The organism is Hyphomicrobium sp. (assembly GCF_019744875.1).
GTDB lineage: Bacteria > Pseudomonadota > Alphaproteobacteria > Rhizobiales > Hyphomicrobiaceae > Hyphomicrobium_C.
In genome coordinates this window covers 679683-700534 of sequence record NZ_JAIETU010000005.1, presented here as the reverse complement: position 1 = coordinate 700534, position 20852 = coordinate 679683, and the positions used below count along the sequence as shown (strand labels likewise).

Here is a 20852-nt window from a genome sequence, read left to right as displayed (position 1 = left end):
CCGGCTTCGCTCATTCCCGCTAACGACCGACCCGCCAACGACCGAGAGACCTTCATGCTGCGCGAGATCGTGCTCGACACCGAAACGACCGGCCTCGATCCCCGCCGCGGCGACCGCTTGATTGAAATCGGCTGCATCGAGCTCGTGAACCGCATTCCGACGGGCCGCGAGTACCACCAGTTCATCAATCCCGAGCGCAACGTTCCCGCCGAGGCTGAGGCCGTGCACGGTCTGTCGACGGCATTCCTGCTCGACAAGCCGCTCTTCGCCGCCGTGGCCGGTGAATTTCTGGACTTCATCGCGGGCGATACGCTGGTCATTCACAATGCCGTGTTCGACATCGGCTTCCTGAACGCCGAGCTGGAGCGCCTGGGCAATCCGGCGCTGTCGATGAGCCGCGTCGTCGATACCCTGCAGCTCGCGCGCCGCAAGCACCCCGCCGGACCCAACACGCTCGATGCGCTTTGCAAACGCTACGGCATCGACAATTCGAAGCGCATCAAGCACGGCGCCTTGATGGACTCGCTGCTGCTGGCCGACGTTTACGTCGAGCTTCTGGGCGAGCGGCAGGGCAATCTTGGGCTCAGCACCAAGAGCAGCAAGCTGCGGGGGCGTGAAACGGCGGAACGGGCGGCCGTGCGCGGCCCGCGCCCGGTGCCGCTTCCCCCGCGCATCACGGACGACATCGTGGCCGCCCATCGCGCATTCGTGGAAACGCTCGGCCCCAAGGCGCTCTGGAAGCGCTTCTTCGCGCCGAGCGAGGGCGCGGAGACCAGGCAATCCTGATCTGATCGACGGAGTTAGTTGACCGTCTTCTGACCGGCCGCGGCCATCTCGTTTTTGCGCCGCATGTAGAGCTGCGCGAAATCGATCGGATCGAGCAGCAGCGGCGGGTAGCCGCCTTCCCGCGTCAGGTCGGCCACGAGGCGGCGCAGGAACGGGAAAATCAGCGTCGGGCAGTTGATGACGAGGAACGGCTCGAGCATCTCGTTCGGCACGTTCCGGAGGCGGAAGATGCCAGCGTAGACGATCTCGATATGATAGATCGTGCCTTCCTTAACGGTGGCAGTCGCCTTGAAATCGATGGCGCTCTCGAACAGCTCTTCCTGGAGCCGCCGGGCGCCGACGTTGATTTCGAGCTTGATGTTCGGGGTTTCGCTCGGGGCGGAGAGGAACTTTTCGACGTTCGGGTTTTCGAACGAGAGATCCTTGATGAACTGGCCGACGACCTGGGCTTCGATCTGCCGGACCGGCTTTTCGTTGGCCAGCTCGTCCTCGGTGGATTTTGGATCGTTTTCGTCAGCCATCGCCTACCAGCCCTGGACGTTTCGATGATCGCGACGGATGGGAGCAAAAGCCCGGTCCGCGCGCCCCGGTTTGTTGAAAGAAAGCCGTGGCTATCACGGCGAGGGGCCGCCACGCAATCGGCCAATAACCCGATCGTTCGGGACCGGGAAAGGCCGACGCAAGAATATTGGCTTCTCCCTCGTTGTGGCCTAAGTTACGGCACATGATCAGGTCTCTCCCGACGGGCACCCCCGATCGGCCGGGAATTCGAAGCCTGGACGAACCTCATTAGCGATCTTACATCAGGGCAAACGCCCCGTTTGCGCGGGCCTTGCCGGGAAGCTGCTGACGATGAATGGCGAAATCAATCTTCTCACGCTTCTCTCCCTCGTCATTGCCGTGATTGCGATCGTGAAGCTCAGGAGCGTTCTGGGCCGCCGCACGGGTGACGACGACGCCAGGGTCGACAAGCGCCGCCGCGAGGCGAGCATGCCGAAGTCGCAGCCTGCGGCCCAGTCCGACAAGGTCGTCACCCTCCCGCGGCGCGACCGCGACGTCGAGCCGGTCGACACGGCCGTCACGGTGGCCGAGGTCGAGGCGCGGATCAAATCGTTCGCGGGCGAGGACACGGCGCTCGCGACGCGCCTCATGAGCATCCTGGCACTGGACAGCAAGTTCGACCCGGACAGCTTCCTGCGCGGCGCCCGCCAGGCTTATGAAATGATCGTCACCGCCTTCGCCGAAGGCAATCGCCGCATGCTGCGCGATCTCCTGAGCGCCGACGTGCTCGACAGCTTTACCCGCGCCATCGTCGAGCGCGAGCAGAAGGGCGAGGTCATCGACCAGAGCTTCGTCGGCATCAACAAGGCCGACATTCTGGAAGCCGAGGTCAGTTCCAAGGGCATCGCCAGCATCACCGTGCGCTTCATCAGCCAGCTCATCACGGCGACGCGGGACAACAAGGGCAACGTGATCGACGGCGACGAGACCCGCATCAAGGACGTGACCGACATCTGGACGTTCTCGCGCGACATCTCGAGCAAGGACGCGCGCCGGAACCTGAACTGGAAGCTGGTCGGCACGCAGGCGCCCAACTAATTGAGGTTGCCCACGCAATTGGCCGCTGACCCCCATGCCGCTTGGAGCCCGCACATCTGAAGTGGCAGGACAGGACATCGTCTTCGAGGCGGTGCCGTATGCAGCGCTCTCCGGTTGGGATGCAGACGATCACCTAGCCGCCTTTCGCGCGTTCGTAAGGTCGGCGCCTGCGCTTGCGCGGGCAAGCACGTCAAGCGGTGCGACGAGCGGCAAGACCTGTGTCGCCGGCGCGGCGCTCCTCTCAGCAGCACAACGCGCGCAGCAAGAGGCGCCGGGCATTACGAAGCCTGAAGAGGCCAAAGCCTTCTTCGAGGCGAACTTCATTCCCCATCGCGTCGTCCACGATCGCAACCCGGGCTTGCTGACTGGGTACTACGAGCCGGTTCTGCCGGGTTCGCGCGAAGAGACCGGACCCTTCCAGATCCCCGTCTATCGCCGCCCGCCCGATCTCGTGAACCTCGTCGCCGAGGCCGAGCGCGGCGCGCTGGCAGGCGGCCTCACCCACGCACGCCGGACGGCGGACGGCACCGAACCCTACTCGACGCGGGCCGAGATCGAAGCGGGCGCACTCGCCGGACAAGGCCTCGAGCTCGTCTGGCTGTCCGACCCGGTCGATACGTTCTTCATGCACATCCAGGGGTCGGGCCGCATTCGCCTGCCCGACGGCACGACCATCCGCATCACCTATGACGGCAAGAACGGGCATCCCTACACGTCCGTCGGCCGCTACCTGATCGACGCCGGTCTGTTCTCTGCCGACGACATGACGCTCGACGCGTTGAAGGTCTGGCTTTCGGCGGACGCCGCGCGCGGCAGCGCCGTGATGCAGGAGAACCGGTCGTTCATCTTTTTCCGCGAGCTGCAGAATGAAGACGACGGCCCGCTTGGCGCCATCGAGATTCCTCTGACGCCGGGACGCAGCCTCGCCGTCGACACGGCCTTTCATGCCATCGGCACGCCGGTGTTCGTGACGGCGCCGGACCTCTGCCCGTGGACGCCGAATGAAAGCTTCGCGCGCCTGATGATCGCGCAGGATGTGGGCTCTGCAATCCGCGGACCCGAGCGCGGCGACATCTACTTCGGCTCCGGCGACGAAGCGGGCCTGCTCGCCGGCACGACCAAGCATGCCGGTTCGTTCGTTGTGCTGCTTGCCGCGGCCGGCGGCCTCGCGTGAGCAAGCCACCCTCAAAGCCGCGTCGCCGCCACCTGAGCAAAGAGGATGAGGCGCTTTGGGAGCACACGGCGTCATCGCTGCAGCCGCTCAAGGTGCGCAAGGACCGCCACCTTGCCGAGATGCCGGACCTCGACAGCATCACGCCGTTTCTGACCGATGGGAAAGCGGCGAAACCCGGCCCCTCCAAACCCGAAACCAAACCGCTGCCGACGCCACCGCGGACCTCGGAAGCGAACGCGCCGTCGCTGAGCACGTTCGACCGCAAAGCCGCGCGCAAGCTGCGCCAGGGTCACTTCGAGATCGAAGCCCGCATCGACTTGCACGGCATGCGCCAGCACGAAGCGCACACCGCGCTGAGAGGCTTTTTGCATTCCGCGTTTCGCAAGGGTCAGCGCTGGGTGCTGGTCATCACCGGCAAGGGCGGGCCGCGCCGCCCGCGCGACGATGACGACATGTTCGGCGTGGCCGAGCGCGGCATCCTGAAGAAGAACGTGCCGATGTGGCTGGCGGAACCGGAGCTGCGCGCCATCGTCGTCAGCTTTACGGTGGCCGCGATCTCGCACGGTGGCGAAGGAGCGCTCTACGTGCAGCTCCGCAATCCAGAGAAAGTCCGCTAATCCGCTTGAGCGCTTACGGGCAGGCCGTCGCGATCGCCTGCAGCGCCTGGCCGAGCCCCTGCAGCGAATAGGTATCGACAGTCTGCGTGCCGCGCGTGGACGTGGCTTTGACGGTGAGCTTCGAAGCCTTCTTCATGGATTCGATCATCTTCAGCTCCTGCGTGGCGTCCGCCACATAGGCGCGGTCGTCCTGCGCGAAGAGCTGGAATTCGTCGTCGCCCACGGTCACGGCGATGGGTGCGTCAGCTTTGATGCGATAGCCGAGCTTGATGGAGATTTCCGACTTCACGCCTTCCTTGGGCCAGGCCGAAACATAGAAGACGATCTTGGCGCGGTTGGCGGTCGCCGGCTCTTTGGTTTTGGGCAGCGTTGCCGCAAAGCAGATCTTGGGCCCCTCGCCGCTGTTCTGGTGCACGATCCAGTCGCCGAATTTCTTCATCTCGACGGCGCCCTGGGCGAGCGCCTGCGCGGCGAGCGGGGCGGCGCCCGTGAGCGTGAAGCCCACGATGAGCGGGAGGGCGGCGAACGGCTTGATGCGGATTGGCTTCATGGAAGTTCGACAGTCCCCTTCTGGCGAATCTGCGCCTTTATACTTGGAGCTTGGTCAATTTGCCACCCGTCGGACTGCCGGCGCACCGCTCGGTCTGGCGCATTAGCCGTCGGCGCGCCCCTTGCGGTGTCCATCCGCGCGTACCGCCCCACTTGCTGGCGCGGGTCCCCCCTCGGATATCGGCCGCTCGGCGAATGGCGCCATGCTTTTCACCCGGTCGTACATCACGATGGCCCCCGCCATCGCCACGTTGACGCAAAAGCTGGTCGGGATCTTGACGGTGAAATCGCATCGCGCGAGCAGATCGTCCGAGAGCGAACCGCGCTCCGGCCCCAGCACGTAGGCGGCCTGCAGAGGATGGCGAAAGCTCGGCAGCGCCACGGCTTCGTCGAGCAATTCGATGCCGACCAGCTTGCAGCCCTTCGGCAGCACCATGTCGCCGGTCGCGGTCCAGTTGTAGTGCGGCAGGTGCCAGTGCCCCTTCGACGTGTCGGCGCGGGCTTCGAGCGCCTGGTACTGCGCTCCGATCGTGAACGTGAAGCTCGCCCCGAACGCATGCGCAGACCGCATCAGGTTGCCGAGGTTGAGCGCTTTCGAGGAGCGTTCCGCGCCGATTGCGAAATAGCCGCGTGCTTTGGGGGGCCAGGCCGTGGACGTCATATTTGGGCTCGCATGATGACGGCACTCCGGCTAGAGACCTTGGCGGACCTCGCAGATCCCAGTGGGACACAGAGGTGCGCCGCAAAGGGCGATCCGCGAGGGACAACTCACCGTCATGGTCCGCCAGAGTCCGCCCGGAGAGCAGATAAAGATACGTTTCGTCCCGGGAGGTCACACATGAAGGCGGCACTTTGCAAGAGCCTCGATGGCCCGGAGGCCGTGGTGGTGGAGGAGATTGCCGATCCCGTGGCCGGAGCAGGCGAGGCCGTCGTGCGCGTCCATGCCGCCGCACTCAACTTTTTCGACACCCTGATTACGCGCGGAAAGTACCAGACGAAGCCGTCGCTGCCGTTCTCGCCATCGGGTGAAATCGCGGGCGTGGTCGAGAGCCTTGGCCCCGGGGTGACAGGCGTCGCCGTGGGCGATCGCGTGGCCGCGGCCGTGGGCTACGGCGGCGCGCGCGAGAAGGTCGTCGTGGGCGCGGACGCGCTGATCCCGATCCCCGCATCCGTATCCGATGAGGTGGCGTCCGCCGTCAGCGTGACGTTCGGCACGGCCATCCACGGCCTCAAGGACCGCGGGCGCGTGAAGCCCGGCGAGACCGTCGCCATCCTCGGAGCATCGGGCGGCGCGGGCCAGGCCGCCATCGAGATCGCCAAGGCGATGGGCGCGCGCGTCATTGCGGCTGCTTCGTCCGACGACAAGCTCGAGATCTGCCGCGCACTCGGCGCCGATGAGGTCGTGAACTACGACGCCGTCGACCTCAAGGAGGCGTTGAAAACGCTGACCGGCGGCCGCGGCGTCGATGTGGTCTACGACTGCGTCGGTGGACCCTATGCGGAACCCGCCGTGCGCGCGCTGGCGTGGCAGGGCCGCTTCCTCGTCGTCGGCTTCGCGGCCGGCGACATTCCGAAGCTGCCGCTCAACCTTCTGATGCTGAAAGGCGCCGATGCGATCGGCGTGTTCTGGGGCGAGGCCGTCAAGCGCGACCCCGCCGGCCATCGCGCCAACATGATCGATGTCTTGCGCTGGGTGTCGGAGGGCAAGCTCGCGCCCCGCATTCAGGCGACGTATCCGCTCGCCGAGATCCGCGAAGCCATCGGCGTCATCGACCGGCGCGAGGCCACCGGCAAGATCGTCGTCACGCTGCGATAGCGGGCCGCGATCACACGCCGTCGAGCACGATGAGATGGTCCGGCAGCTCGTTCACATCGCACGAGCCCGGCGGAAAGTGGGTCGCCAGATGCGCGCCGACTTCGTCGATGGCGGTGACGAAGCCCTCGACCGGTTGCCCGTTCCCGAATGCGCCCGTCAAACGCGCGACGATGGATTTCCACGTGCCCTTCGGAACACGGCCGTCGATGGCCGTGTCGGCGATGATCTCGGCGTGGCGCTCGGCAACCGAGACGAAAATCAGCACGCCCGTGCGCCCAGCCGTCGTGTGCAGATTCTGCGCGACGAACTGCTCCATCGCGCGCCGGTGTGCGCGCGCGCGTTTGACCCGCGCCGGCACGAGGCGATAGCGGATCGGCCTCGGCAGCGTCAGCAGAAGCACGGCGGCGAACACCGCCACCTGCGCGAGATAGACCCACGACGCCGGCCACCACGTCCACAGGATCAGCGGCCACGGCGTCAGCAGGGCGGCGACGGATGCCCAGAGGAACGGCGCATAGAGATACGTGCTGCTCTCGGATGAAACGACGGCCACGATCTCGCCCGAGGTCTTGCGCTCGGCGTTCGTGATGGCTTCCGCGATCCGGTGCTCGTCGGTTTCCGAAAACGTCAGTCGCATGGCATCGTCCTTAGGAGTTCCATTGATGCGTCGGCCGTTCTTCCGCAGAAAGCCATCCCATACCTACCAGCTGCCGGATCCGCCGCCGCCGCCGAAATCGCCGCCGCCGCCAGACCAACCGCCCCCGCCTCCACCGCCGGACCAGCCGCCGCCCCACGAGTCGGACGCGCCGCCCGGAATGATGATCGGCCCCGCGTCGCGCATACGCCGCCCGCGCCGCCTTTGATCCCGGCTGATGGTCTGCGGGGATTGCGCGGCGTAACGCGACTGCGCGTAGATGATGTAGACGACGATCGCGATCCAGAAGGCGATCATCAGAAGCCCGATCCAGTCCGGCTCATCCTGGCCGTTGAGACCGCGCGCACGCTCCTTCACCGCTTCCGCATCGCCCAGCAGCGTATCCTTGATATCGCGCACGCCCGCCCGGATGCCGCCGCTGAAGTTGCCGCGCCGGAACTCCGGCAGGATGGCGTTCTCGATGATGATGCGGCTCATGAGGTCGGTGACGATCGGCTCCAGCCCGCGTCCGACCTCGATGCGCACTTTGCGTTCGTTGGGCGCCACGATCAGCAGCACGCCGTTGTCTTTTCCGGCCTGGCCGATGCCCCAATGGCGGCCGAGCTGATAGCCGTAGTCCTCGATCTCAAGGCCGCCGAGCGACGGCACGGTGACGACGACGAACTGGTCGGTCGACTTTTGCTCGAGCGCTTTGAGCTCGGTCTCGACCGCCGCGCGGTCTTCGGCCGTCAGCAGCTTGGCGTCGTCGACGATCTGGCCGGTGAGCGCCGGAAACGCCGGCGCCGCACGGGCTCCGGACACACCGGCGAGCAGAACCAGAGTGAGCGCCGCCACGAACGCCGCGACGGCGCCGCGGCCGATACGCCGAGAAGACGCGTGGTCAGTCATGGGCAAGCGCAGCGTCGATGTTGGCATTCGATCATCACCCCATCCGGCGCCCGCAGCGCCACCCTCCCCGTCGAGAGGGAGGGTGAAGGCGTCGCGCGCAAGGGTTCAGCTCACTTGCTCGTGCCGAAATCGACCTTGGGCGCCTTCTGCTCTTCGGCCGGAATGTCGAACGTCGCCATCGGCTCGGCCGAGGGATACATGAACGACTTCCACAGGCGTCCCGGGAAGGTCGTGATCTCCGTATTGTACTGGCGCACCGCCTGGATGTAGTCGCGGCGTGCGATGGAGATGCGGTTCTCGGTGCCTTCGATCTGGCTCTGCAGCGCCAGGAAGTTCTGGCCCGACTTGATGTCGGGATAGCGCTCGACGACGGCGAGCAACTGGCGCAGCGCCCCGCCCAGCGTGTTTTGCGCGTCCTGGAATTGCTTCATGGCCTCGGGGTTGGTGAGGATGTCGGCCGGGATCTGCACGCTGGTCGCCTTCGCGCGCGCTTCCGTAACGTCGGTCAGCACCTTCCGCTCCTGCTCGGCGAAGCCTTTGACGCTCTCGACGAGGTTCGGGATGAGGTCGGTCCGGCGCTTGTACTGGTTCTGCACCTCGGCCCAGGCGGCTTTCGCGCTCTGCTCGTAGGTGGGGATGTTGTTGATGCCGCAGCCGCCGAGAAGCAGCGCCGCAAAGAGCGTCGCGATCAGGGCGAGCGGGCGAAACGAGGGAAAGGAAAGGGCGGGGGTCATGAGAGAGATCCTCGTGAGGGGCAAAGGCGACACTGTTTTATCAGATGGCAGTGCGCTGCGATATCGGCGCCGCGAACGGCCGGGCAATGAAATCGTTCAAACCTATTAAAAGTATAAATGAGTCAACGCGTTGAGCTTAACCAACGCGGGACGTTCCTCGCTTCGATGAGAGCCTGTTGGATTAGTATCGGTCAGGGTCTTGCTCCGGAGCGAATGTCTATGTTGTCACGCGGTCGCGTCGCCGTCGCCGGTCTTTCTGCCGTCACGGGTCTTTTCATCGTTGCGGCCGCCGCCTCGCCGGCTGCGGCCTGCCGGGGTGGTGGCGAATGCTACGACCGGGTGAGCTACCCTGACGTCTACCGCACGGTCGAGCGGCCGGTGGTCGTCGAGCGCGGCTACCGGGAAGTCTACGAAACGCGACCTTCGGTTGTCGTGCGCCAGGAGCGCGTGATGCTGCAGCCGGGCCGCGTCGGCTACGCCATGACGCCGCCCGTTACGCGCACCGTGTTCCAGGAGGTGGTCGTGCGCCGCGCCGGCTGGCGCTGGGAAACCACCTACGGTCCTTACGGCGAGCGGCGTTGCAAGGTGCCGGTTCCGGCCGAGGTGAAGGTCGTTCCGCGCGAGATCCTCGTCCATCCCGGCCGACGCGTCCGCATGGTCGAGCCGCCGGTCTACGGCATCCGCAACCGGGCGGTCGCCGTTCGCCCGGCGCAACGCTATGTCGTCGATTACCCGCCCGTGATCGGCTACGAGCGCACCCGCGTGCTGGCGCGCCGCGGCGGCACGGCCTGGGTGCGGGCCAACACGCGCTGGTAGACGCGGGTTGCGACCTGGGCGGTGAAGATTGCCGCGAAGTCTCTTGACGCGAGAGACGTCATCTTTGCTAAGACCCAGTTTGCTAAGATCAGGCGGGCTTGCGCGAAAGTTCCCATGAAATGGGACGCCGTTCGCCAGACCGCCACATTCCCGACGCACATCAGATCGTGCGGAGCACGTTTATCGAATCGTGCGGAGCACATATCTGAAGTCGTGCAGAGTACGCATTTTAAAGTCGTGCGGAGTGCGCGGTCGACGTCGTGCTAAGTACGCACCGGGACGCTGTGGGACAGTACGGAATCGGGCCGGGGAGGGCTCGGATCACGATGCGCAATACCATCGCTGTCATGAACACCAAGGGTGGCGTCGGCAAGTCCACGCTTGTGCTCGCATTGGCCGAAACCCTGTCGGCCTATCACGGCAAGAACGTGCTCGTGATCGACAGCGACTCGCAGGCCTCCGTGTCGAGCATGCTGATGACGGTGCCGAACCTGCACCGCTTGCAGCAGAACGGCCTGACCATGGTGGATTTCCTGGTCGCGCGCGTTCTGCAGGACGCCGAGGCGGACTGGCTGCGTTATGTCGTCCGCAACGTGTCCGATGTCGATGACGCGCGCACCGTGTTCCTCATTCCGAGCGACATGCAGCTCACGTTGTTCGAGCGTGAGGTATCGAAGGAGAGCCTGCACGGCCGCCTGCGCAACGTGATCAGCGTGCTGCTGGCAGATGCGCGCCGCGTCTTCGATGTCATCCTGATCGACTGCCCGCCGGGACTGTCGGTTCTGACCGAAAGCTGGCTGCGCGAGGCGGACTATCACATCTCGCCGACCAAGGCGGACTATGTGTCCGTGTGCGGCCTCGAGGTCTTCCGCCGCTTCAAGGCGCTGAACCCCGAGATGGGCTTCGCCGAAAATCTCGGCGTGCTGGTCAACATGAAGGACATGGCCTCGCCGACCGAGGAGGACTATCACGCCTGGCTGCTCAGCAATCCGGACAACCGGTGCTTCAATCAGGTCGTCCCGCGTTCGGTGGCGTTGCAGGAATCGGCGCGTTTCCACGCGCCCGACCGCTCCTACTTCGCGAAATATCCGGGCGACACCGGCAAGGCCCTGCGCCAACTGAGTGAAGAGGTTCTGGCCCGGCTGGGACCGGCGCCGGCCGCGACCGCCGAGCCAGCGGCTTCTACGCCCGTGCCCCCCAAACCCGCCGTGCCGGACGGCATCTCGAACGGTGCGTCGGCGGAACAGGCTGCCTCGTAGACAGCCCTTCGGGCACGCGAAAACGCCCGGGTAGAGGCCCAGGCGGTGCGTTTCGAAGTCTGTCGAGAAAAATGGAGCGGGCGATGAGATTCGAACTCACGACCCTCACGTTGGCAACGTGATGCTCTACCCCTGAGCTACGCCCGCGTCCGGAAATGGGGTAAGTGCGCGCCGCGAAGCGGTGCGCCCGGTCTTATTGCTCAACCGACCGGGCTTTGCAAGCGTCTTCCTGATGCGTGTGCCGGACGCCCGTTTTTTGGGCCCGGCCGGGCCAGTTGCGGCGCCCCGCCGCCGCCGGCCGCCCGGACGGGGCGGCATCGATCCGAACTCGTTGCATGCCGCGGACAATTGCGGTTCAGTCCGTTCGGCAGCGTCGTGCGGCCTCGCACAGCTTTGCTCCGCATCCTATATAGCGGGCGCGGCGCCCGGACCGCAAAGGTGCGGCCGGCCGGTGCGAGGCGATCGCAAAACTCTCGAGGGGTGATGACATGGATTTGGGAGCTTTGAAGCCCGGCGGGGCAGCGTCGGCTGGCCTGATCAAGGACGGCACGTCGGCGAGCTTCGGCAAGGATGTGATCGAGGCGTCGCGCGATGCGCTGGTGCTCGTCGATTTCTGGGCCGCCTGGTGCGGCCCCTGCAAGCAGCTCACGCCCATCATCGAGAAGGTCGTCAAAAGCTACGGCGGCAAGGTTCGCCTTGTTAAAATCGATACCGATGCCCATCCGGCCATCGCCGGCCAGCTCCGCATTCAGTCGCTGCCCACCGTCTATGCCTTCCGCGACGGCCGTCCCCTCGATGGCTTCACGGGCCAGTTGCCCGAGAGCCAGGTGCGCGCCTTCATCGATCGCCTGCTCGGCGACGATGGTGAAGGCGATATAGCAGCCGTACTCGAATCGGCCGAAGGCGCGCTCGACGCGGGCGACCTGCAAGGCGCGGCGGAAGCGTTCGCAGCCGTGCTGCAGGAAGACCAGCAGAACGTTCAGGCCCTCGCCGGGCTCGCGCGCTGCTATCTGATCAGCGGCGATCCCGCGCGCGCCGAGCAGACGTTGAGCCTCGTGCCGCCGGACAAGCAGGGTAGCGCGCCCGTGCAAAGCGCGCGCGCCGCGCTCGATCTCGCCAAGCTTGCCGGCAAGTCCGACAACAGCGCCGAGCTGGAGCAGCGCCTGGCCGCCAACCCGGCCGATCATCAGGCGCGATTCGACCTCGCGGTGGCGCTTGCCGCGCGCGGCAAGAAGGATGTCGCGCTCAATCATCTTCTCGAAATCATGAGCCGCGACCGGAGCTGGAACGACGATGCGGCGCGCAAGCAGCTCGTGCAACTCTTCGATGCCTGGGGCCCGAAGGACGAGCACACGATCGACGGCCGCCGGCGCTTGTCGGCCGTTCTTTTCCGCTGAACGCATCCGGAAAAGTCGGAACCCGGGCTTGGCGAACACGTGCGACGCCACACGTCCCGATCCGAAGACGGCCCGATCCGAAGCACGAGCGTCCAATGCCGAGGAACCAATGGTATCTCTAGCCGACCGCTACCGCCGACCAGCAGATTTGCCATCGCGCATTCCGCTGTTTCCGCTACGCGGTGCCATTCTGCTGCCGGGCTCCACCCTGCCGCTGAACATTTTCGAGCCGCGCTATCTCGAAATGATCGAAGACGTGATGAGCGGCGCGCGCGTGCTGGGCATGATCCAGCCCGTCGGCTCGGAGCAACAGGAGAGCCCGCCTGAGCGTCACGTCGAGCTGCGCCGCATCGGCGGGGCCGGCCGCATCACGAGCTATCAGGAGCTCGACGATGGGCGTTTCGCGATTGGCGTCACCGGCATCTCGCGCTTCGAGATCGTGGGCGAGGCGGAGACCGGCAAATCCTATCGCGCCGCCACTGTCAGCTATGATCGATTCACCAGCGACCTCACGCGCGGCTTCGGCGAGGAACGCATCGATCGGGCGCGCCTCATCGGCGTTCTGCGGTCCTATTTGACCGAGAACAATCTCCAGACCGACTGGAGCGTCATCGATCGCGCGCCGAGCGAGTATCTCATCAACGCGCTGTGCGTCATGTGCCCTTACGGTCCGGAAGAAAAACAGGCGCTGCTGGAAGCGAGCGATCTCAAGACGCGCGCCGAAGTGCTGGTTGCTCTCGCGGAGATGGATCTTGCCGCGCGCGGCGGATCCGGCGGCACGTTGCAGTAAGCCGGTACGTTGCAGTTGAAAGTGTGAGGACACGATGAGCGAAGACACCCCGCGCGATCCCGCCGCCGAAGAGCCGGACCCCAAGCTCCTCGAGCTTCTCGTCTGCCCCGTCACCAAGGGTCCCTTGACCTATGATCGCGCCGCCCGCGAGCTGATCAGCACCAAGGCCAACCTCGCCTATCCGATCCGCAACGGCGTCCCCCTCATGACCGCGGAAGCCGCGCGCTCGCTGGACAAGCCGGCATCGCCTCAGACGAAGGGTTAACTGCCCGCGTGAGAGCACCGTCGCAAAATTGTCTCCGACTCGTGATTGATTGCGCTACGCCGACGATGAGTTCGGTTGGAATGCGGACGGACTGGAAATGACCATCGAACGTCAGGCGAAGATGCGGCGGATGGCCCGAGACATCGCCGGCCGCTGGCAAAGCAATCCGCTCCTCGCCGCCGCCCCTCGTGGACTGCTCGCCCTGCGTGAGCTGAACGAAAAGGCCCGCACGAAGGGCCTGCCCTTCATCCGCAAGCCGCCCGCGAAAATCTACGGCCGCATCGGCAATCTCGAAGTCCGCCTCGCCCAGGGCCGCAAGGACATCCAGCGCGCCCAGCGGCTGCGCTACGAGGTGTTCTACGAGGAAATGTCCGCTACCCCGAGCGTGATCGCGGGCATGCGCCGCCTCGACCAGGATCCTTACGACGCCATTTGCGATCATCTTCTCGTCGAGGATCGCAGCCTCGATGCCGCGTTCGAGCCCGAAGCCTGGATGCGCACGCGCAAACCGCACGTCGTCGGCACCTATCGCGTTCTGCGCCAGGAAGTGGCGCAGCGTTCGCTCGGTTTCTATACCGCGAGCGAATACGACATCGGCCCGATGATCGCGGCCAAGTCGCCCCGTTACCGCTTCATGGAGTTGGGCCGCTCCTGCGTGCGTCAGCCCTACCGCACCAAGCGCTCGGTCGAGCTTCTCTGGCACGGCCTCTGGACCTACATCCGCGAGCACCGCGTCGACGTCATGATCGGCTGTGCGAGCTTCGAGGGCACGGACCCGGACGCACACGCGATGGCGCTGAGCTTCCTGCACGCCAATGCGCTGGCCCCGCCCGAGTGGCGCTGCCGCGCGCATGATCGCCTGCATGTTCCGATGAACCGCATCGCCCCGGACAAGATCGACGCCAAGGCCGCTCTGAAGGCTCTGCCGCCGCTGATCAAAGGCTATCTGCGGCTCGGCGCGTTCGTCGGCGACGGCGCCGTGATCGACCGCCAGTTCGGCACCACGGACGTGTTCATCATCCTGCCGGTCGAGAAGATCGACCCGCGCTATTTCGACCACTTCGGCGCGCCGGACGAGCTCAAAAGCCGCATCTCCGTCGACATCTGATCCGGCCTCGCGGCCACGATCTGCCGGAAAATGCCCGGGATCGCACCCCGATCGCGTTGGGCGGGTTTCCATTTTCGCCGCCAACCGGCTATCCGTGTCCCCTGACAACATGGCCGGGGGCAGGCAGCGGCGGAATGGCGGCAACGAAGTCCAATCGCAAGGAAGAAACCGGCCGCGGCCCTGAACCCGCGCCCTCGCGCGACGACGCGCCCGAGACGACCCCCGTGCACGTAACAGACGCGCCTCCGAAGCCCACGGCCGGCATTGGCGAAGCCACGCCCTCGATGGCGCAGTTCCTGGAAATCAAGACCGCCAATCCGGACAGCATCCTCTGGTACCGGATGGGCGATTTCTACGAGCTGTTCTTTGACGACGCCGTGGTCGCCTCGCAGGCGCTGGGCATCGTTCTGACGAAACGCGGCAAGCACCTCGGCGAGGACATCCCGATGTGCGGCGTGCCGATCCATCGGGCCGACGAATACCTGCAACGTCTCATCAAGCGCGGCTACCGCGTCGCCGTCTGCGAGCAGCTCGAGGATCCGGCCGAGGCGCGCAAGCGCGGCGCCAAGGCCGTCGTGCGCCGCGACGTCGTCCGCCTCGTCACGCCCGGCACGCTCACCGAGGAAGCGCTCCTCGATGCGCGCGTCAGGAACTATCTGACGGCGCTGTTCCGCGCCCCAGGAGCGTCCCCCAGTGCGTCGTCGGATGCGGCGGGGCTCTCGCCCGGAACGACATACGCGCTCGCGTCCCTCGACATCTCGACCGGCGAGTTCGAGGTCGGTGAAGTGCGCGGGCCGGACCTTCCGGGCGAGCTGGTGCGGCTCGCGCCCGGCGAAGTCATCGCGCCCGATACGACCCTCGCCGACGGAGACCTCAAGGCGTGGATCGGGCGCGCGGGTGGCGCCGCAACGCCGGTGCCGGCTGCCTCGTTCGACAGCCTCGCCGGAGAGCGCGATCTCAAAACCCACTTGGGCGTCGCTGATCTCGGCGCGTTCGGCGCGTTCTCGCGGCCCGAGCTTGCCGCCATCGGCGCCCTGCTGCGCTATGTCGATCTCACGCAGATCGGCAAGAAGCCCGTCGTCCGCCCGCCGCGAAAAACGGGTGCGGGCGCGGCCCTCATCATCGACGCTGCGAGCCGCGCCAGCCTGGAGCTGGTCCGCTCGACGTCCGGCGACAAGGCGGGCAGCCTGCTCGATGCGATCGATCGCACGGTGACGGGTGCGGGCGCGCGCGAGCTGGCCGCGCGGCTCGCGGCTCCGCTGTCGGATGCGGCGGCCATAGACGCGCGCCTCGATGCGGTCGCCTACTTCGTCGACAATGAACCCCTGCGCGACTCCGTTCGCGACGCCCTCAAGCGCGCGCCTGACCTGGCGCGTGCGGTGTCGCGACTGGCCTTCGGGCGCGGCGGCCCGCGCGATCTGGCAGGCATCGCCGCCGGACTTCAGGCGGCCGAAGGGGCAGCAGCCCACCTGCGCGCGAGCAAGAATCCGATCGGCGTTCCAGGCGAAATCGCGCGCATGAGCGAGCGCATCGACGGCCGCGGAACGGAGCTCCTGGCTCTCCTCTCAGCCGCCCTTGTCGATGAGCCGCCGCACCTGCGCCGCGACGGCGGCTTCGTTCGCCCAGGTTTCCGCGCCGCACTCGACGAAGCCCAGCAGTTGCGGGACGACAGCCGCCGCGTCATGGCCGAACTCGAGACGCGCTACATCGCGCAGTCGGGCATCAAGACGCTGAAGGTGCGCCACAACAACATCCTCGGCTACTTCATCGAAGTCTCGCAAGGCAACGCCAAGCCGCTGACGGAAGCGCCGCTCTCCGACACCTTCCGCCACCGGCAGACGATGGCGAACGCCATGCGCTTCACCACCCAGGAGCTGCAGGACATCGAGGGCCGCATCGCCTCCGCGGCCGACCGGGCGCTCGCCATCGAGCAGGAGATCTTCAACGAGCTGTCGCAAGCGGTGGCGCGTGAGGAACGCGTGCTGTCGGACATCGCGGCCGCGCTTGCCGAGCTGGATCACACGGCGGCCCTCGCCCACCTCGCCCACCACGAGCGCTACGTCCGGCCCATCGTCGATGCGAGCCAGGTCTTCGATATTCGCGCTGGCCGCCATCCCGTCGTCGAGGGTGCGCTCAAGCGCGTGCACGGCGCGCAGTTCGTCGCCAACGATTGTACGCTGGGCCGCTCGTCCGCCGACAGTCTACCCAGCAGCGGGAACGACACCCGCGAGACGCCGGACGCGCGCATCTGGCTGGTGACCGGCCCGAACATGGCGGGCAAATCGACGTTCCTGCGCCAGAACGCTCTGATCGCGATCCTGGCCCAGATGGGCGCATTCGTGCCCGCCGCCGCAGCCCACATCGGCGTCGTCGATCGCCTGTTCAGCCGCGTCGGCGCCGCCGACGATCTCGCGCGCGGCCGCTCGACGTTCATGGTCGAGATGGTCGAGACGGCGGCCATCCTCAATCAGGCGACCGCACGCTCCCTCGTCATCCTGGACGAGATCGGCCGCGGCACGGCCACCTTCGACGGCCTGTCGATTGCCTGGGCCGCCGTCGAGTACCTGCACGAGCGCACCTGCGCGCGCGTGCTCTTCGCCACGCACTATCATGAGCTGACGGCGCTCTCGGGCCGCCTCGCGTCTGTCGCCAACGTCACCATGGACGTCAAGGAATGGCAGGACGAGATCGTCTTCCTGCATCGTGTGAAGGCCGGCGCCGCCGACCGCTCCTACGGCATCCAGGTCGCCAAGCTGGCTGGCCTGCCGCTGCCGGTGATCGAGCGGGCGCGCGAGGTGCTGGCTCTGCTCGAAAAGTCGGATCGCCGCCGAGGCCAGGGAGCAGGCGCGCTGGACGAGCTGCCGCTGTTCGCCGCCGCCCGCCCGGCCGAAAGTATACCCGCAGGCCCTAGCCCGGTGGAAACCGCCCTCGACGACCTGAACCCGGACGAGCTGTCGCCGAAGGCGGCGCTCGAAGCTCTCTATCGCTTGAAATCACTCCGGACGGGCGGGCCGCGCCAATGAGGGCTCTTTCGCGGCAACAGCCGCCTTGCTTAGAATGATCCGATGCAGATCACCCAATTTCCGCCGGCCCCCTACTTCGACCCCCTGGAAATGCGCCACGCGCTGACGGCGCTGCTGAACGCCAGCGGCAACCCGGCCGAGGCGCGTCCCGCCATCGTCGAACGGTTGAAGTTTCTCGTGAAGGCGGCTCGCGGCACGGCGCGCCTGCAACTTGAAGCCGACGGCAACGGACGGCGCTGCGCCACCGGCCTCGCCACGTTCCAGGACGAGCTGGTCCGCCTGCTCTACGACTACACCGTCGCCCACGTGTACCGCGCCACCAACCCTTCCGACGCCGAGCGCATGGCCGTCGTCGCGACCGGCGGCTACGGCCGCGAGATGCTGGCGCCCGGCTCCGACATCGATCTCTTGTTCCTGCTGCCCTACAAGCAGACGCCCTGGGGCGAGAGCGTCGCCGAGTACATGCTCTATCTGCTGTGGGATCTCGGCTTCAAGGTCGGCCACGCGACGCGCACCGTGGACCAGTGCATCAAGCTCGCCAACGAGGACACGACGATCCGCACGTCGCTGCTCGACATGTGGCTCATCCACGGCGACGCACAGCTCTATGCGAACCTCGAGCAGCGCTTCCGCAATGAGGTGATCCGCGGCTCAGAGCGCGCCTTCATCGACGCCAAGATGGCCGAGCGCAGCGAGCGCCACCGGCGCGCCGGCGAAAGCCGCTACAAGGTCGAGCCGAACATCAAAGACGGCAAAGGCGGCCTGCGCGATCTGCACACGCTGCATTGGCTGTCGAAGTATCTGCTCGGCCACGACGTCGGACCGGAGAGCGTCGCCAAGGGCATTTTCACCAAGGAAGAGGCCGCGACCTTCCGAAAGTGCGAAGACTTCCTCTGGACCGTGCGCTGCTATCTCCATTTCTACACCGGCCGCGCCGAGGAGCTGCTGAGCTTCGACATCCAGCCCGTGCTGGCCCAGCGTCTCGGCTACAAGGACAAGAGCGGCCTGCGCGGCGTCGAGCGCTTCATGAAGCACTACTTCCTGGTGGCGAAGGATGTGGGCGACCTCACCACCATCCTCTGCACGGCGCTGGAGATGCAGCAGCTCAAGAGCTCGCCCGCGCTCGGCAGCATCTTGAATCCGATGTCGTGGATGCAGCGCCGCCAGATCCGCGACAAGACGGATTTCCGCATCGACAACGGCCGCATCAACATCGCCGATCCGGCCGTGTTCGAGCGCGATCCCGCAAACCTCATCCGGTTCTTCGCCCAGGCCGAGAACGCCAACACGTTCCTGCATCCGAACGCCATCCGCCAGCTCCGCCATTCGAGCCGGCTGATCGACGACAACCTGCGCAACGATCCTGAGGCGAACCGCATTTTCCTGCAGTTGCTCACCGGACGCGTCAATCCGGAAGCAACGCTCCGGCGCATGAACGAAGCGGGCGTGCTCGGCCGGTTCATTCCGGAGTTCGGTCGCGTCGTGGCGATGATGCAGTTCAACATGTACCACCACTTCACCGTCGACGAGCACCTGATCCGCACCGTCGGCATGTTGATCGACATCGAGCGCGGCGGTTTCGCGAGCGAAGTTCCGCTTTCGACAGAGCTGATCAAGACCATCCAGAACCGCCGCGTGCTGTTCGTCGCCGCGTTCCTGCATGACATCGGCAAGGGCCGCATCGAGGATCACTCGATCGTCGGCGCGGAGATTGCCAAGAAGCTCTGTCCGCGCCTCGGGCTCTCGGCGGCTGAAACCGACATGGTGGTCTGGCTCATCGAGCAGCACCTCACGATGAGCAACGTCGCCCAAAGTCGCGACATCTCCGATCCCAAGACCGTGCGCGACTTCGCCGACATCGTGCAGAGCCCGGAGCGCCTCAAGCTGCTGCTGCTGTTGACGGTGGCGGATATCCGCGCCGTCGGTCCCGGCGTCTGGAACGGCTGGAAGGGCCAGCTTCTTCGTACGCTCTATCAGGAAACCGAGCCACTGCTCTCGGGCGGACACACGCAGATGCCGCGCGGCACGATTGTGCAGGAGGCACAGGACGCGCTGCGCGCCGCCCTCGCCGACTGGCCGGCCGCTGACGTGGATCGGTTTATCGGCCGTCACTATCCGGACTACTGGTTGCGCACCGAGCCGAAACGGCAGATCGAGCATGCGCGCCTCTTGCGCAAGGCGGAATCGGAAGGGCGCACGCTCGCCGCGGAGCGCGCCACGGATGCGTTCACGGCCGTGACGGAGCTGACGGTGTTCGCGCCCAACCATCCGCGGCTGCTGTCGCTCTTCGCGGGCGCGTGCGCGGCCAACGGCGCCAACATCGCAGGCGCGCACATCACGACGACGCGCGACGGATTCGCGCTCGATACCTTCCTGCTGGCGCGGGAGTTCAACGAGGACGAGGACGAGCTGCGCCGCGCCAAGCGCATCGAGGACACCATCGAGCGGCTGCTGCGCGGCGACACCTGGGTGGGGCAGCTCCTGGAAAAGCGCCGCCCGATGGCGACGCGCGCCGAAGCGTTCACGGTCGCGCCCGAGGTGTACGTCAATAACGCCCTGTCGGACGCCTACACTGTGATCGAGGTTGCGGGCCGCGACCGCACGGGTCTTTTGTATGAGCTGACCAACGCGCTCTCGGATCTTTCGCTCGACATCGGCTCGGCGCACATCACGACCTTCGGCGAGAAGGCCGTCGACGTGTTCTACGTCACCGATCTGACCGGCAAGAAGATCGAAAGCGAAGCCCGCCAGCAAGCCATCAAGCAGCGCCTCACGACGATTCTGGAGGGGCCGCAGCCCGCGACGAGTTAGAGCGGGATGACCGAGAGTGGACTGTCGTATCAGTCCAGTCTGTGTCCGACCCCAATGCGCGGAATCCACGCGCGCCGCGGATCGCAGAATAAGCCCGTCATCCCGGCGCAGGCCGGGACCCACGCAAGTCGACAACAAACTCCTCGTCATGATCGCTGGCGCGCGATGTCAGCGGGGCCAAGCTCTATTTCTCCGGTCGCCGGATTAAACAGATTGCGCCAGTCCGGGTTCATGCTTTCGATAAGCCGGACCTTCCACGCGCGCCGCCATTCCTTGAGCCGCTTTTCGTGCGCGATCGCCTCGTCCATCGTTGCGTGCATTTCGTAGTAGACGAGGTGCTTCACGCCGTATCGCCGCGTGAACCCCGGGATCAACCCTTGGCTGTGCTCGGCCATGCGATGTGTAAGGTCGCTCGTCACGCCGATGTAGAGGACGCCGTTGCGACTGCTGGCGAGCAGATAGACACAGGGTTGCTTCATCGGACGCTCCCAGCGGATGGGGCGAGTAAATCGCTGACGTCGTGCGTTTTGCAATCTGGCGTGGGTCCCGGCCTGCGCCGGGATGA

At 66.0% G+C, this 20852-nt stretch carries 20 protein-coding genes and 1 tRNA gene; 13 read left to right on the top strand and 8 right to left on the bottom strand.

The window, feature by feature from the left end:
- Positions 1-57 precede the first annotated feature (57 nt).
- Positions 58-786 carry a DNA polymerase III subunit epsilon gene (gene dnaQ, locus K2Y42_RS13270; RefSeq protein WP_291154053.1) on the top strand — a complete coding sequence of 243 codons (729 nt, stop codon included), beginning with the start codon at positions 58-60 and terminating at the stop codon, positions 784-786.
- A 14-nt stretch (positions 787-800) separates the two neighbouring features.
- Here the strand turns inward: dnaQ and secB are convergent, their stop codons facing one another.
- Positions 801-1307 carry a protein-export chaperone SecB gene (gene secB, locus K2Y42_RS13265; protein ID WP_291153209.1) on the bottom strand — a complete coding sequence of 169 codons (507 nt, stop codon included), beginning with the start codon at positions 1305-1307 and terminating at the stop codon, positions 801-803.
- A gap of 331 nt (positions 1308-1638) precedes the next feature.
- Here secB and K2Y42_RS13260 point away from each other — a divergent pair, with 331 nt between their 5' ends.
- Genes K2Y42_RS13260 through K2Y42_RS13250 form a run of 3 tightly spaced genes read left to right on the top strand, consistent with a single transcriptional unit; the run spans position 1639 to position 4176 of the window.
- Positions 1639-2385: a Tim44/TimA family putative adaptor protein gene (locus tag K2Y42_RS13260; RefSeq protein ID WP_291153206.1), complete on the top strand. Its 747-nt coding sequence runs from the start codon at positions 1639-1641 to the stop codon at positions 2383-2385.
- Between the two features lie 34 nt (positions 2386-2419).
- Entirely contained in the window at positions 2420-3559 is a 1140-nt protein-coding gene (locus tag K2Y42_RS13255) for an MltA domain-containing protein (protein WP_291153203.1), read from the top strand.
- Positions 3556-4176 carry a Smr/MutS family protein gene (locus K2Y42_RS13250; protein WP_291153200.1) on the top strand — a complete coding sequence of 207 codons (621 nt, stop codon included), beginning with the start codon at positions 3556-3558 and terminating at the stop codon, positions 4174-4176. The genes K2Y42_RS13255 and K2Y42_RS13250 overlap by 4 nt, the downstream gene beginning before the upstream one ends.
- Positions 4177-4189: 13 nt before the next feature.
- Here K2Y42_RS13250 and K2Y42_RS13245 read toward each other — a convergent pair whose 3' ends face one another.
- Together K2Y42_RS13245 and K2Y42_RS13240 are read right to left on the bottom strand one after the other, a co-directional pair.
- Positions 4190-4726: an invasion associated locus B family protein gene (locus tag K2Y42_RS13245; protein WP_291153198.1), complete on the bottom strand. Its 537-nt coding sequence runs from the start codon at positions 4724-4726 to the stop codon at positions 4190-4192.
- Between the two features lie 102 nt (positions 4727-4828).
- Positions 4829-5386, bottom strand: a complete 558-nt coding sequence (locus K2Y42_RS13240; protein WP_291153196.1) for an RNA methyltransferase — start codon at positions 5384-5386, stop codon at positions 4829-4831.
- Between the two features lie 177 nt (positions 5387-5563).
- Here K2Y42_RS13240 and K2Y42_RS13235 point away from each other — a divergent pair, with 177 nt between their 5' ends.
- Positions 5564-6541 (top strand): NADPH:quinone oxidoreductase family protein, encoded by a 978-nt coding sequence (locus tag K2Y42_RS13235; protein ID WP_291153194.1) that lies wholly within the window; start codon positions 5564-5566, stop codon positions 6539-6541.
- A gap of 10 nt (positions 6542-6551) precedes the next feature.
- Here the strand turns inward: K2Y42_RS13235 and K2Y42_RS13230 are convergent, their stop codons facing one another.
- From K2Y42_RS13230 to K2Y42_RS13220, 3 genes are all read right to left on the bottom strand, one after another.
- Positions 6552-7178: a TPM domain-containing protein gene (locus K2Y42_RS13230; RefSeq protein ID WP_291153191.1), complete on the bottom strand. Its 627-nt coding sequence runs from the start codon at positions 7176-7178 to the stop codon at positions 6552-6554.
- Positions 7179-7241: 63 nt separating this feature from the next.
- Positions 7242-8111, bottom strand: coding sequence for a TPM domain-containing protein (locus K2Y42_RS13225; RefSeq protein ID WP_291153189.1), 870 nt, complete (start codon positions 8109-8111; stop codon positions 7242-7244).
- 83 nt (positions 8112-8194) lie between these two features.
- Entirely contained in the window at positions 8195-8818 is a 624-nt protein-coding gene (locus K2Y42_RS13220) for a LemA family protein (protein ID WP_291153186.1), read from the bottom strand.
- A 219-nt stretch (positions 8819-9037) separates the two neighbouring features.
- Between K2Y42_RS13220 and K2Y42_RS13215 the strand changes: the two genes are divergently transcribed.
- A complete protein-coding gene (locus tag K2Y42_RS13215) occupies positions 9038-9634 on the top strand; it encodes a hypothetical protein (protein ID WP_291153184.1) in 597 nt (198 codons plus the stop codon).
- A gap of 326 nt (positions 9635-9960) precedes the next feature.
- Positions 9961-10893, top strand: coding sequence for a ParA family protein (locus K2Y42_RS13210; RefSeq protein WP_291153181.1), 933 nt, complete (start codon positions 9961-9963; stop codon positions 10891-10893).
- A gap of 72 nt (positions 10894-10965) precedes the next feature.
- Here K2Y42_RS13210 and K2Y42_RS13205 read toward each other — a convergent pair.
- Positions 10966-11040, bottom strand: a tRNA-Gly gene (locus K2Y42_RS13205).
- A gap of 341 nt (positions 11041-11381) precedes the next feature.
- Here K2Y42_RS13205 and trxA point away from each other — a divergent pair.
- The 6 genes from trxA to K2Y42_RS13175 all read left to right on the top strand — a co-directional run bounded on the left by trxA (position 11382) and on the right by K2Y42_RS13175 (position 20287).
- A complete protein-coding gene (trxA, locus tag K2Y42_RS13200; RefSeq protein WP_291153178.1) occupies positions 11382-12290 on the top strand; it encodes a thioredoxin in 909 nt (302 codons plus the stop codon).
- A gap of 109 nt (positions 12291-12399) precedes the next feature.
- The gene (locus K2Y42_RS13195; protein WP_291153176.1) at positions 12400-13080 is read left to right on the top strand and encodes an LON peptidase substrate-binding domain-containing protein; all 681 of its coding nucleotides are present in this window, start codon (positions 12400-12402) and stop codon (positions 13078-13080) included.
- A gap of 34 nt (positions 13081-13114) precedes the next feature.
- Positions 13115-13345 (top strand): Trm112 family protein, encoded by a 231-nt coding sequence (locus K2Y42_RS13190; protein WP_291153173.1) that lies wholly within the window; start codon positions 13115-13117, stop codon positions 13343-13345.
- A gap of 97 nt (positions 13346-13442) precedes the next feature.
- Positions 13443-14453 (top strand): GNAT family N-acyltransferase, encoded by a 1011-nt coding sequence (locus tag K2Y42_RS13185; protein ID WP_291153171.1) that lies wholly within the window; start codon positions 13443-13445, stop codon positions 14451-14453.
- 284 nt (positions 14454-14737) lie between these two features.
- On the top strand, positions 14738-17476 hold the full coding sequence (gene mutS, locus K2Y42_RS13180) for a DNA mismatch repair protein MutS (RefSeq protein ID WP_291154051.1): 2739 nt from the start codon (positions 14738-14740) through the stop codon (positions 17474-17476).
- A gap of 42 nt (positions 17477-17518) precedes the next feature.
- Positions 17519-20287 carry a [protein-PII] uridylyltransferase gene (locus K2Y42_RS13175; protein WP_291153169.1) on the top strand — a complete coding sequence of 923 codons (2769 nt, stop codon included), beginning with the start codon at positions 17519-17521 and terminating at the stop codon, positions 20285-20287.
- A 146-nt stretch (positions 20288-20433) separates the two neighbouring features.
- Here K2Y42_RS13175 and K2Y42_RS13170 read toward each other — a convergent pair whose 3' ends face one another.
- Positions 20434-20766 (bottom strand): GIY-YIG nuclease family protein, encoded by a 333-nt coding sequence (locus K2Y42_RS13170; RefSeq protein WP_291153167.1) that lies wholly within the window; start codon positions 20764-20766, stop codon positions 20434-20436.
- Positions 20767-20852: the final 86 nt, after the last annotated feature.

What these genes read in the sequence shown, in the direction of transcription:
- K2Y42_RS13245 (WP_291153198.1), bottom strand. Translation starts at nt 4,726, where the DNA reads ATGAAGCCAATCCGCATCAAGCCGTTCGCCGCCCTCCCGCTCATCGTG.
- K2Y42_RS13235 (WP_291153194.1), top strand. Translation starts at nt 5,564, where the DNA reads ATGAAGGCGGCACTTTGCAAGAGCCTCGATGGCCCGGAGGCCGTGGTG.
- K2Y42_RS13220 (WP_291153186.1), bottom strand. Translation starts at nt 8,818, where the DNA reads ATGACCCCCGCCCTTTCCTTTCCCTCGTTTCGCCCGCTCGCCCTGATC.
- K2Y42_RS13260 (WP_291153206.1), top strand. Translation starts at nt 1,639, where the DNA reads ATGAATGGCGAAATCAATCTTCTCACGCTTCTCTCCCTCGTCATTGCC.
- K2Y42_RS13240 (WP_291153196.1), bottom strand. Translation starts at nt 5,386, where the DNA reads ATGACGTCCACGGCCTGGCCCCCCAAAGCACGCGGCTATTTCGCAATC.
- K2Y42_RS13215 (WP_291153184.1), top strand. Translation starts at nt 9,038, where the DNA reads ATGTTGTCACGCGGTCGCGTCGCCGTCGCCGGTCTTTCTGCCGTCACG.
- K2Y42_RS13195 (WP_291153176.1), top strand. Translation starts at nt 12,400, where the DNA reads ATGGTATCTCTAGCCGACCGCTACCGCCGACCAGCAGATTTGCCATCG.
- K2Y42_RS13190 (WP_291153173.1), top strand. Translation starts at nt 13,115, where the DNA reads ATGAGCGAAGACACCCCGCGCGATCCCGCCGCCGAAGAGCCGGACCCC.
- K2Y42_RS13225 (WP_291153189.1), bottom strand. Translation starts at nt 8,111, where the DNA reads ATGCCAACATCGACGCTGCGCTTGCCCATGACTGACCACGCGTCTTCT.
- K2Y42_RS13210 (WP_291153181.1), top strand. Translation starts at nt 9,961, where the DNA reads ATGCGCAATACCATCGCTGTCATGAACACCAAGGGTGGCGTCGGCAAG.
- K2Y42_RS13175 (WP_291153169.1), top strand. Translation starts at nt 17,519, where the DNA reads ATGCAGATCACCCAATTTCCGCCGGCCCCCTACTTCGACCCCCTGGAA.
- K2Y42_RS13255 (WP_291153203.1), top strand. Translation starts at nt 2,420, where the DNA reads ATGCCGCTTGGAGCCCGCACATCTGAAGTGGCAGGACAGGACATCGTC.
- mutS (WP_291154051.1), top strand. Translation starts at nt 14,738, where the DNA reads ATGGCGCAGTTCCTGGAAATCAAGACCGCCAATCCGGACAGCATCCTC.
- K2Y42_RS13170 (WP_291153167.1), bottom strand. Translation starts at nt 20,766, where the DNA reads ATGAAGCAACCCTGTGTCTATCTGCTCGCCAGCAGTCGCAACGGCGTC.
- trxA (WP_291153178.1), top strand. Translation starts at nt 11,382, where the DNA reads ATGGATTTGGGAGCTTTGAAGCCCGGCGGGGCAGCGTCGGCTGGCCTG.
- K2Y42_RS13230 (WP_291153191.1), bottom strand. Translation starts at nt 7,178, where the DNA reads ATGCGACTGACGTTTTCGGAAACCGACGAGCACCGGATCGCGGAAGCC.
- secB (WP_291153209.1), bottom strand. Translation starts at nt 1,307, where the DNA reads ATGGCTGACGAAAACGATCCAAAATCCACCGAGGACGAGCTGGCCAAC.
- K2Y42_RS13185 (WP_291153171.1), top strand. Translation starts at nt 13,443, where the DNA reads ATGACCATCGAACGTCAGGCGAAGATGCGGCGGATGGCCCGAGACATC.